Source organism: Citrobacter freundii complex sp. CFNIH9 (genome assembly GCF_002903305.1).
Lineage (GTDB): Bacteria > Pseudomonadota > Gammaproteobacteria > Enterobacterales > Enterobacteriaceae > Citrobacter > Citrobacter portucalensis.
Genome location: NZ_CP026238.1, coordinates 552,106 through 563,537 on the forward strand (window position 1 = coordinate 552,106; position 11,432 = coordinate 563,537).

Consider the following 11,432-nt stretch of genomic DNA (forward strand, 5'->3'; position numbering starts at 1 on the left):
ATAGACTATGAAGCCAATTTTTAGCCGTGGCCCGTCGCTACAGATTCGCCTTATTCTGGCGGTGCTGGTGGCGCTCGGCGTTATTATTGCCGACAGCCGCCTGGGTACGTTTAGTCAAATCCGAACGTACATGGATACCGCCGTCAGTCCTTTCTACTTTATCTCAAATGGTCCTCGTGAATTACTCGACGGCGTGTCGCAAACGCTGGCTTCGCGTGACCAACTCGAACTTGAAAACCGGGCGTTGCGTCAGGAACTGCTGCTGAAAAACAGCGAACTGCTGATGCTGGGGCAATACAAACAGGAGAACGCGCGTTTGCGTGAGCTGCTGGGATCGCCATTGCGTCAGGACGAACAAAAGATGGTGACGCAGGTCATCTCAACGGTTAATGACCCTTACAGCGATCAGGTCGTGATCGACAAAGGGAGCGTTAACGGCGTCTACGAAGGCCAGCCGGTTATTAGCGACAAAGGCGTAGTAGGTCAGGTCGTGGCGGTGGCTAAATTGACCAGCCGCGTGCTGCTGATTTGCGATGCGACGCATGCGCTGCCCATTCAGGTACTGCGTAATGATATCCGCGTAATCGCTGCGGGTAACGGTTGCACCGACGATCTTCAGCTCGAACACCTGCCGGCTAACACCGACATTCGCGTTGGCGATGTGCTGGTCACCTCGGGTCTGGGTGGACGTTTCCCTGAAGGTTATCCGGTTGCTGTTGTTTCTTCCGTTAAGCTGGACACTCAGCGCGCATATACCGTGATTCAGGCTCGCCCGACTGCGGGTCTGCAGCGTCTGCGCTATCTGCTGCTGTTGTGGGGTGCCGATCGTAATGGCGCAAACCCGATGACGCCGGAAGAAGTACACCGCGTTGCGAATGAACGTCTGATGCAAATGATGCCGCAAGTTCTGCCTGCACCAGATACCATGGGACCGCCTGCGCCAATGCCAGCACCTGCAACAGGCGTGGCTCCAGCGCCCGCAGATACCACGCCGCCACAACCTGCTCCGCGTAAGCCGGGAGGACAGTAAGTGGCAAGCTATCGTAGCCAGGGACGTTGGGTGATTTGGCTCTCGTTCCTTATTGCACTGTTGCTGCAAGTCATGCCCTGGCCGGATGACATTCTGGTTTTCCGGCCAAACTGGGTGCTGCTCATCTTGTTGTATTGGATCCTGGCGCTGCCGCATCGCGTAAATGTGGGCACGGGATTTGTGGTGGGTGCCATACTGGATCTCATCAGCGGCTCCACGCTTGGCGTGCGCGCATTGTCGATGAGTATCATTGCTTATCTGGTCGCGCTGAAATTCCAGCTATTCCGAAACCTCGCGCTCTGGCAACAGGCGCTGGTGGTCATGTTGTTATCACTGGTCGTGGATATTATTGTTTTCTGGGCCGAGTTTTTAGTGATCAACGTCTCTTTCAGACCTGAAGTGTTCTGGAGTAGTGTAGTGAATGGTGTGCTTTGGCCATGGCTATTCTTACTGATGCGTAAAGTCCGTCAGCAGTTTGCGGTGCAATAAGGTTGATATGAATACTCTGTATCTTGCTTCAGGTTCTCCACGTCGTCAGGAGTTGCTCGCTCAGCTTGGTGTTACGTTTGAACGACTGGTCCCTGGGATTGAAGAACAGCGTCACCCGCAGGAAAGCGCGCAGCAGTACGTTTCCCGTCTGGCGCGCGAAAAAGCGCAGGCTGGCGTAGTGCTGGCACAGCGCGATTTGCCGGTATTGGGTGCGGATACCATCGTTATCCTTAATGGCGAAGTGTTGGAAAAACCGCACGACGCCGCCCATGCCGCAGCAATGCTGCGCAAACTGTCGGGCAAAACGCATCAAGTTATGACGGCCGTGGCACTGGCCGATCGCCAGCACAGTCTGGACTGCCTGGTAGTGACGGAAGTGACATTCAGAGCACTAACCGATGAGGACATCGCGAGCTATGTTGCCAGCGGTGAACCAATGGATAAAGCAGGTGCATACGGTATTCAAGGGTTGGGTGGCTGTTTTGTCAGGAAGATAAATGGCAGCTATCACGCCGTAGTCGGCTTACCGCTGGTAGAAACGTATGAGTTGCTGACCAATTTTAACGCACTGCGTGAGAAAAGGGATAAACATGACGGCTGAATTGTTGGTAAACGTAACGCCATCGGAAACTCGGGTGGCTTACATCGATGGTGGTATTCTGCAGGAAATTCATATTGAACGTGAGGCGCGACGCGGAATCGTAGGCAATATCTACAAAGGTCGTGTAAGTCGTGTACTTCCGGGTATGCAGGCGGCTTTTGTAGATATTGGACTGGATAAAGCCGCATTTCTTCACGCTTCTGACATCATGCCGCACACCGAATGCGTGGCGGGTGAAGAACAAAAACAGTTCACCGTACGCGACATTTCTGAACTGGTGCGCCAGGGTCAGGATCTGATGGTACAGGTGGTAAAAGATCCGTTGGGAACTAAAGGCGCACGCCTGACGACGGACATCACGCTGCCTTCCCGTTATCTCGTCTTTATGCCGGGGGCTTCGCACGTTGGCGTATCCCAACGTATCGAAAGCGAAACCGAACGCGAACGCCTGAAAAAAGTGGTGGCGGATTACTGCGATGAGCAGGGTGGCTTCATCATTCGCACGGCGGCGGAAGGCGTATGCGAAGAGGATCTGGCCTCGGATGCTGCCTACCTGAAGCGCGTCTGGACGAAAGTCATGGAGCGTAAAAAGCGCCCGCAAACGCGCTACCAGATGTACGGTGAGTTGGCACTGGCACAGCGCGTGTTGCGTGACTTTGCCGATGCGCAGCTTGACCGCATCCGCGTCGACTCCCGTCTGACCTATGAGGCGTTACTGGAATTTACGGCGGAATATATCCCCGAGATGACCAGCAAGCTGGAACATTACAGCGGGCGACAGCCTATTTTTGATCTCTTTGACGTTGAGAATGAAATCCAGCGCGCGCTGGAACGCAAAGTTGAGCTGAAGTCCGGCGGTTATTTGATCATCGATCAAACCGAAGCGATGACCACCGTGGATATCAACACCGGCGCGTTTGTTGGGCATCGTAATCTCGACGACACTATCTTTAATACTAATATTGAAGCAACGCAGGCCATTGCTCGTCAGCTGCGTCTGCGTAACCTCGGCGGTATTATCATTATCGATTTTATCGACATGAATAATGAAGATCACCGTCGCCGGGTGCTGCACTCCCTGGAGCAGGCTCTGAGCAAGGATCGCGTAAAAACCAGCATTAACGGTTTTTCACAGCTGGGCCTGGTGGAGATGACGCGTAAACGCACACGTGAAAGCGTGGAACATGTACTGTGCAACGAGTGTCCGACCTGCCATGGGCGTGGTACGGTGAAAACGGTGGAAACCGTATGCTATGAAATCATGCGCGAAATCGTGCGCGTACACCATGCATATGACTCTGACCGTTTCCTGGTTTATGCCTCTCCGGCAGTGGCTGAAACCCTGAAAGGTGAAGAGTCACATGCGCTGGCGGAAGTTGAGATCTTTGTCGGCAAACAGGTCAAAGTACAAATCGAACCGCTGTATAACCAGGAGCAGTTCGACGTCGTCATGATGTAAATCGTGTAGTGGCACCCGCGCATGTAGGCCGGATAAGGCGCAAGCGCCGTTATCCGGCAATATTCACTCAAGGGGTGTGAGTCATATTTTTTGGTAGACAAGGAGAGGCGCGTGAGGCGATTGCCGGGGATTTTACTGCTCACTGGAGCCGCATTCGTTGTCATCGCAGCGCTGCTGGTCAGTGGACTGCGCCTTGCGTTACCTCATCTTGATAGCTGGCGTCCGGCCATTCTTGGCAAGATTGAATCCGCCACAGGTCTGCCTGTTTCCGCTAGCCAGCTTTCTGCCAGCTGGCAAAATTTCTGTCCTACGCTTGAAGCGCGCAATATCCATGCGCAGCTGAAAGATGGGGGAGAATTTTCGGTAAAACGCGTCACGCTGGCGCTGGATGTCTGGCAAAGTTTGCTGCACATGCGCTGGCAGTTTCGCGATCTCACCTTCTGGCAACTGCAGTTGCGCACCAATACTCCTATCCAGCGCAGCGAAGGCGGAGATGGGATTGAAACCGGCCATCTCAGCGATCTCTTCCTGCGTCAGTTTGATCATTTCGATCTACGCGACAGCCATATCAGCTTTATAACCCTCTCAGGTCAACGTGCTGAACTGGCGATCCCCCAGCTTACCTGGTTGAATGGTAAAAATCGGCATCGCGCCGAGGGTCAGGTCAGCCTCTCCAGCCTGACCGGACAGCACGGCATTATGCAGGTGCGTATGGATCTGCGTGATGACGAAGGGCTGTTGAATAACGGTCGGGTCTGGCTGCAGGCAGACGACATCGACGTCAAACCATGGCTGGGCAAATGGATGCAGGATAATGTCGCGCTACAAACCGCGCGTTTTAGCCTGGAAGCATGGATGACGATCAGCAAAGGCGTCGTTTCTGGTGGTGATGTCTGGCTGAAAAAAGGCGGGGCAAGTTGGCTGGGTGAAAATCGTACGCATACGCTTTCCGTCGATAATCTGACGGCGCACATCAGCCGTGAAGAGCCGGGCTGGCAATTCTCTATTCCCGATACGCGTATCACCATGGATGATAAGCCCTGGCCGAGCGGGGCATTAACGCTGGCCTGGATCCCCGAGCAGGAAGTCGGTGGTGAGAATAACAAACGCAGTGATGAGCTACGCATTCGCGCCAGTAATCTGGAACTGGCCGGGTTAGAAGGACTGCGTCCGATGGCGTCCAGGCTATCGCCTGCGCTGGGTGATATCTGGCGGGCCACGCAACCCAGCGGCAAAATAGACGTGCTTGCGCTGGATATCCCGTTACAGGCGACAGAAAAAACCCGCTTCCTGTCCTCGTGGACCGATTTGGCCTGGAAACAGTGGAAGCTGCTGCCGGGGGCAGAACATTTCTCCGGTACGCTTGCGGGCAGCGTTGAAAATGGGGCGCTCACCGCCTCCATGAAACAAGCAAAAATGCCGTATGAAACCGTCTTCCGCGCGCCGTTGGAAATAGAGAATGGCGTGGCGACGCTAAGCTGGCTGAAGAATGATAAAGGCTTCCAGTTAGACGGGCGCAACATTGATGTTAAAGCGAAAGCGGTACATGCGCGCGGTGGTTTTCGCTATCTGCAACCGGCTGATGATGAGCCATGGTTGGGCATTCTGGCCGGTATCAGTACCGACGATGGCTCCCAGGCCTGGCGTTATTTCCCGGAAAACCTGATGGGTAAGGATCTGGTTGACTACCTCAGCGGCGCTATTCAGGGCGGCGAGGCGGATAACGCCACGCTGGTGTATGGCGGTAACCCGAATCTGTTCCCGTATCTGCACAATGAAGGGCAGTTTCAGGTCCTGGTGCCGCTACGCAATGCGAAGTTTGCTTTCCAACCTGACTGGCCTGCGCTAACCGATCTCAATATCGAACTGAACTTCATTAACGATGGCCTGTGGATGAAGACGGATAGCGTCAATCTAGGCGGCGTGAAGGCCAGTAACCTGACGGCTAATATTCCCGACTATGCAAAAGAAAAGCTGCTGATTGATGCCGATATCAACGGGCCAGGCAAGGCGGTTGGACCTTATTTTGATGAGACTCCGTTGAAGGATTCTCTCGGCGCCACGCTGGAACAGTTGCAAATTGACGGCGATGTGAATGCTCGCTTACATCTTGATATTCCTCTAGACGGCTCGCTGGTTACCGCCAAAGGCGACGTCAACCTGCGTAATAACAGCCTGTTTATTAAACCACTCGACAGCACGCTGAAGAATTTGAATGGTAAATTCAGCTTTATCAACGGCGATCTGAAGAGCGAGCCGATGACGGCGAACTGGTTTAATCAGCCGCTGAACGTCGACTTCTCCACCACCGAAGGGGCGAAAGCCTATCAGGTAGCCGTGAACCTGCAAGGCGACTGGCAGCCAACCCGCATGGGGATTTTACCGGCGCAGGTCAACGATGCGTTAAGTGGCAGCATGGCGTGGAATGGCAAAGTGGGTATCGATCTTCCGTATCATGCCGGGCCGACCTACGACATTGAGCTAAAAGGTGATCTGAAGAATGTAAGTAGTCACTTACCTGCTCCGCTGAATAAGGCGCCCGGTGAAGCGTTGCCGGTGAATGTTAAGGCCAGCGGCAATCTGCGCAGCTTTGAACTGACCGGTAATGCTGGCAGTAAGAACCACTTTAACAGCCGCTGGCTGCTGAATCAGAAACTGACGCTTGACCGCGCTATCTGGACGTCGGAAAGCCGTACTGTGCCCGCGTTACCCGATCAGCAAGGCATTGAGCTTAATCTTCCCCCTATGGATGGCGCGCAATGGCTGGCGTTGTTCCAAAAAGGCGCAGCGGATAACGTTGGCACTAATGCCAACTTCCCACAACGCATCACCGTGCGTACGCCATCGTTATCCCTGGGCGGTCAGCAGTGGAATAATTTGAGTATTGTGTCTGAGCCTGCGAGCAATGGCTCCATCGTACAGGCGCAGGGTCGTGAAATTAACGCCACGCTGGCGATGCGCAATAATGCGCCATGGCTGGCCAATATTAAGTATCTTTATTACAACCCTAGCGCGGCGAAAGCGTCACCGGGCAACACATCAGCCTCGCCGTTTTCCGCCGTGGACAACTTCAGCTTCCGCGGCTGGCCGGACCTTCAGTTACGCTGTGCCGAGTGCTGGATGTGGGGACAGAAATATGGGCGCATTGATGCCGATGTAGCAATTAAAGGCGACACGCTAACGTTGAGCAACGGTCTGTTGGATACGGGCTTTGCCAGACTGACCACCGATGGCGTGTGGGTGAATGCGCCGGGCAAAGAGCGAACGTCACTGAAGGGTAAACTGAGCGGCAGTAAAATTGACTCCGCTGCCAGTTTCTTTGGCGTATCGACCCCGATTCGTAATTCTTCGTTCAACGTGGAGTATGACCTGCACTGGCGTAACCCGCCGTGGGATCCGGACGAAGCATCGCTGAATGGGATTTTGCGTACCCGGTTGGGCAAAGGTGAGCTTACCGAACTCAGTACCGGGCATGCGGGGCAACTGTTGCGACTGCTGAGCTTTGATGCGTTGCTACGTAAACTGCGTTTTGATTTTAGCGATACCTTCAGTGAAGGTTTCTATTTCGACTCGATTCGCAGCACGGCGTGGATCAAAGATGGTGTGATGCATACCGACGACACGCTGGTGGATGGTCTGGAGGCAGACATTGCGATGAAAGGCTCAGTGAATCTGGTCCGTCGGGAGCTGGATATGGAAGCTATTGTCGCGCCTGAAATTTCTGCCACCGTAGGGGTTGCCGCTGCGTTTGCTGTCAACCCGATTGTCGGTGCGGCGGTGTTTGCTGCCAGTAAGGTTCTGGGACCATTGTGGAGCAAAGTTTCGATTCTGCGCTATCGCATCACCGGTCCGGTCGATAAACCGCAGATTAACGAAGTTCTGCGTCAGCCGCGCAAAGAAAGCCAGCAATGATTTGACGGGGGCAAGTAATTGCCCCAATCTCAGTACATAGTATTGCCGGATGGAGCAGCGCTTATCCGGCCTACAGTAGCCTAACAACGTAGGCCGGATAAGGCGTTTTTGCCGCCATCCGGCAGAATTAAATGAGTAACCAAAACGATGAGTCTGAACCTGGTAAGTGAACAATTGCTAGCGGCGAATGGCCTGAAACATCAGGATCTGTTTGCCATTCTGGGCCAACTGGCCGAACGCCGTCTTGACTACGGCGATCTCTATTTTCAGTCGAGCTATCACGAATCCTGGGTTTTAGAAGACCGCATCATTAAAGACGGCTCTTACAATATCGATCAGGGTGTTGGCGTGCGCGCCATCAGCGGCGAAAAAACAGGGTTTGCCTATTCAGACCAGATCAGCCTGCTGGCGCTGGAGCAAAGTGCTCATGCTGCCCGTACTATCGTGCGTGACAGCGGTGACGGCAAAGTAAAAACGCTAGGAGCGGTTGAGCATCAGGCGCTTTACACTTCGGTTGATCCGTTACAGAGCATGAGCCGCGAAGAGAAACTGGATATTCTGCGTCGCGTTGATAGCGTGGCCCGTGCCGCCGACAAACGCGTCCAGGAAGTAACCGCCAGCCTGACCGGTGTTTATGAACTGATCCTGGTAGCAGCGACCGACGGTACGTTGGCCGCTGACGTTCGCCCGCTGGTACGCCTGTCCGTAAGCGTACAGGTCGAAGAGGACGGTAAGCGCGAGCGCGGTGCCAGCGGTGGTGGCGGTCGTTTTGGCTATGACTATTTCCTTGGCGACCTTGATGGTGAAGTCCGTGCTGACGCGTGGGCGAAAGAAGCCGTACGCATGGCGTTAGTTAATTTGTCCGCGGTAGCAGCGCCTGCTGGTACGCTGCCGGTAGTACTCGGCGCTGGCTGGCCTGGCGTTCTGCTGCATGAAGCGGTCGGTCATGGTCTGGAAGGTGACTTTAACCGCCGTGGTACCTCGGTATTCAGCGGTCACATGGGTGAGCTGGTGGCGTCGGAACTGTGTACCGTTGTGGATGATGGCACAATGGCGGACCGTCGTGGCTCTGTGGCTATTGATGATGAAGGCACACCGGGTCAGTACAACGTGCTGATCGAAAACGGTATTCTGAAAGGCTACATGCAAGACAAACTGAACGCGCGCCTGATGGGCGTCGCGCCAACGGGTAACGGTCGCCGTGAATCTTACGCGCACTTGCCGATGCCACGCATGACCAACACCTACATGCTGCCGGGGAAATCCACGCCGCAGGAAATCATCGAATCCGTTGAATACGGCATTTATGCGCCTAACTTCGGCGGCGGCCAGGTGGATATCACCTCCGGGAAATTCGTGTTCTCGACGTCTGAAGCGTATCTGATTGAAAACGGTAAAGTAACCAAACCGGTGAAAGGCGCGACGCTGATTGGGTCTGGTATCGAAGCGATGCAGCAGATTTCAATGGTAGGTAACGACCTGAAGCTGGATAACGGGGTTGGTGTGTGCGGTAAAGAAGGGCAGAGCCTGCCGGTGGGCGTGGGCCAGCCGACGCTGAAGGTGGATAACCTGACGGTGGGTGGTACTGCATAACATCATGATGTATGCCCGATAAGCACCAGCGCTATCGGGCATCTTTCCGGACGCGGCGTCAACGCCTTATCCGGCCAATACTCTTTTTATTTCTCTTTTCCCCGGCCGTACATCCCCTGAAAAAGCTGCGCTACATCAACAAAATACTCCGTCAGATAGTTAATCACCACCTGGACCTTGAGCGGCAGTTTGTCTTTTTCGGTATATAGCGCATAGACCGGACGCGGATCCGACTGGTAGCGGGGAAGGAGGATCTCCACTTCGCCACGATTGATCTCATTGATCACCCACATCAGCGGCACATAGGCAATGCCCGCACCCGCAGCCAGCCAGCGCACCAATGTCATCGGATCGTTAGTCACAAAACGACCCTCTGGGATCAGGCGGGTGGAAATTCCTTCCGGAGCGATAAGCTCGAATTCATTATCCGGGCGCACGCTGTATTCCAGCCACGAGTGGTTGCTGAGATCGGCGGGTTTCTCCGGGGCACCAAACTGTGCGAGATAGCTTTTAGCCGCGCAGACTACCATCGGCATGGCACCCAGGCGACGCGAGAACAGACTGGAGTCCTGCAACGCACCGACGCGGATAACCACGTCCAGACCATCGGCAATTAAATCCGGGGCCGGGATGCCTGTTACCAGATTTACCGTCAGACCGGGGTATTCCTTCAGCATTGTCGCGGTCAATCCGGCGAGGACATTTTGTGCCATGGTTGAAGAACAACCAATGCGCAGCGTGCCGATGGGCGTGTTGTTAAAGGCATAAAGCTGCTCGTGAACATCCTGCGCTTCGTGCAGCATTCTCCGGCAGCCCTGGTAGTAAATTTTACCGGCTTCGGTCAGCCCAATGCTGCGTGTACTGCGGTTTAGCAGCTTAACCTGTAGCTCATCTTCCAGTTTGGAGACCGTCTGGCTTATCGATGAAACGCTCATTTGTAGCTGTCTTGCGGCGGCGGTGAAGGAGCCCAGTTCGACGACTTTGGCGAACACCGACATACGTTTTAATCGTTCCATTGTTCACTCTGGCTTAAAAGTGATTTAGATCACATAATATAGATAACAGCATAACAGTTACGTTAATATATTATTATTCAAATAACAGCTATGTCGCTCTCGCCTGGCTCATCCTTGCCCTTCTCTGCGGTGACATACGCTAGAAAATCTATCACCTGCACTCTCTTAAGTTACCAAGGTCAACATGAGTCTGTTTCCCGTTATCGTGGTGTTTGGTTTGTCCTTCCCACCGATTTTTTTCGAATTACTTTTGTCACTGGCGATTTTCTGGCTGGTGCGCCGGATGCTGGTTCCAACCGGCATCTATGATTTTGTCTGGCATCCGGCTCTGTTTAACACCGCGCTGTATTGCTGCCTGTTCTATTTAATAACGCGCCTGTTCGTTTGAGGTTGAAGTGAAAACACTAACAAAAAAACTCTCCCGTACGGCCACGACTCTCGTACTGGTCATTCTGGCCTTCATCGCTATTTTTCGCGCATGGGTGTATTACACCGAGTCGCCATGGACACGTGATGCGCGTTTCAGCGCAGAAGTTGTCGCTATTGCGCCGGATGTTGCGGGTCTTATTTCCAACGTTAACGTCCATGATAACCAACTGGTGAAAAAGGATCAGATTCTGTTCACCATCGATCAGCCACGCTATAAGAAAGCCCTTGAGCAGGCCGAAGCTGATGTTTCTTATTATCAGGTTCTGGCCCAGGAAAAACGCCAGGAGGCTGGCCGTCGTAACCGCCTTGGCGTGCAGGCCATGTCTCGTGAAGAGATTGACCAGTCAAACAACGTCCTGCAAACCGTATTACACCAGCTTGCGAAAGCACAAGCGACCCGCGACCTGGCAAAATTAGATCTGGAACGTACCGTCATTCGCGCACCAGCAGACGGTTGGGTCACTAACCTGAACGTTTATAGCGGCGAATTTATTACGCGTGGTTCCACAGCGGTGGCACTGGTCAAACAGCATTCTTTCTATGTGCTGGCTTATATGGAAGAAACCAAACTAGAAGGCGTTCGCCCTGGTTATCGCGCTGAGATCACCCCGTTGGGCAGTAATAATGTCTTAAAAGGCACCGTTGATAGCGTGGCGGCGGGGGTAACAAATGCCAGCAGTACGCAGGATGCAAAAGGTATGGCGACCATTGATTCAAATCTGGAATGGGTGCGCCTGGCGCAGCGTGTACCGGTGCGAATCCGCCTTGATGAGCAGCAGGGAACTCTGTGGCCTGCCGGGACAACGGCTACCGTTGTCATTACCGGTAAGCAGGACCGTGATGCAAGCCAGGAGTCCTTCTTCCGTAAAATGGCGCACCGCCTGCGCGAGTTTGGTTAATCGC

9 protein-coding genes are annotated in these 11,432 nt (G+C 53.9%); 8 read left to right on the forward strand and 1 reads right to left on the reverse strand.

Translation table 11 applies throughout. From position 1 onward, the window contains the following. Positions 1-7 precede the first annotated feature (7 nt). The 6 genes from mreC to tldD all read left to right on the forward strand — a co-directional run bounded on the left by mreC (position 8) and on the right by tldD (position 9,084). Entirely contained in the window at positions 8-1,030 is a 1,023-nt protein-coding gene (mreC, locus tag C2U43_RS02830; protein WP_003828827.1) for a rod shape-determining protein MreC, read from the forward strand. Beyond that, entirely contained in the window at positions 1,031-1,519 is a 489-nt protein-coding gene (gene mreD, locus C2U43_RS02835; protein WP_003025196.1) for a rod shape-determining protein MreD, read from the forward strand. A 7-nt stretch (positions 1,520-1,526) separates the two neighbouring features. After that, a complete protein-coding gene (locus C2U43_RS02840; protein ID WP_103284662.1) occupies positions 1,527-2,120 on the forward strand; it encodes a Maf family protein in 594 nt (197 codons plus the stop codon). Beyond that, the gene (rng, locus tag C2U43_RS02845) at positions 2,110-3,579 is read left to right on the forward strand and encodes a ribonuclease G (protein ID WP_003025190.1); all 1,470 of its coding nucleotides are present in this window, start codon (positions 2,110-2,112) and stop codon (positions 3,577-3,579) included. Before C2U43_RS02840 ends, rng begins: the two co-directional genes overlap by 11 nt. Before the next feature lie 111 nt (positions 3,580-3,690). After that, positions 3,691-7,491 carry an AsmA2 domain-containing protein YhdP gene (gene yhdP / locus C2U43_RS02850; RefSeq protein WP_103284663.1) on the forward strand — a complete coding sequence of 1,267 codons (3,801 nt, stop codon included), beginning with the start codon at positions 3,691-3,693 and terminating at the stop codon, positions 7,489-7,491. Positions 7,492-7,638: 147 nt separating this feature from the next. Then, positions 7,639-9,084 carry a metalloprotease TldD gene (gene tldD / locus C2U43_RS02855; RefSeq protein ID WP_103284664.1) on the forward strand — a complete coding sequence of 482 codons (1,446 nt, stop codon included), beginning with the start codon at positions 7,639-7,641 and terminating at the stop codon, positions 9,082-9,084. Between the two features lie 86 nt (positions 9,085-9,170). On the opposite strand, the gene aaeR is transcribed toward tldD, so the two are convergent. Continuing rightward, positions 9,171-10,100 (reverse strand): HTH-type transcriptional activator AaeR, encoded by a 930-nt coding sequence (aaeR, locus tag C2U43_RS02860; RefSeq protein WP_008785957.1) that lies wholly within the window; start codon positions 10,098-10,100, stop codon positions 9,171-9,173. A 184-nt stretch (positions 10,101-10,284) separates the two neighbouring features. Here aaeR and aaeX point away from each other — a divergent pair, with 184 nt between their 5' ends. Beyond that, entirely contained in the window at positions 10,285-10,488 is a 204-nt protein-coding gene (gene aaeX / locus C2U43_RS02865) for a p-hydroxybenzoic acid efflux pump operon protein AaeX (protein WP_003828816.1), read from the forward strand. 7 nt (positions 10,489-10,495) lie between these two features. Beyond that, positions 10,496-11,428, forward strand: a complete 933-nt coding sequence (aaeA, locus tag C2U43_RS02870; RefSeq protein ID WP_003828814.1) for a p-hydroxybenzoic acid efflux pump subunit AaeA — start codon at positions 10,496-10,498, stop codon at positions 11,426-11,428. The last annotated feature ends 4 nt before the right edge of the window (positions 11,429-11,432 follow it).

Bases quoted from the DNA above. Each gene is read 5' to 3' on its own strand.
- mreC (WP_003828827.1), top strand. From the start codon at position 8: ATGAAGCCAATTTTTAGCCGTGGCCCGTCGCTACAGATTCGCCTTATT.
- C2U43_RS02840 (WP_103284662.1), top strand. From the start codon at position 1,527: ATGAATACTCTGTATCTTGCTTCAGGTTCTCCACGTCGTCAGGAGTTG.
- rng (WP_003025190.1), top strand. From the start codon at position 2,110: ATGACGGCTGAATTGTTGGTAAACGTAACGCCATCGGAAACTCGGGTG.
- tldD (WP_103284664.1), top strand. From the start codon at position 7,639: ATGAGTCTGAACCTGGTAAGTGAACAATTGCTAGCGGCGAATGGCCTG.
- aaeR (WP_008785957.1), bottom strand. From the start codon at position 10,100: ATGGAACGATTAAAACGTATGTCGGTGTTCGCCAAAGTCGTCGAACTG.
- aaeX (WP_003828816.1), top strand. From the start codon at position 10,285: ATGAGTCTGTTTCCCGTTATCGTGGTGTTTGGTTTGTCCTTCCCACCG.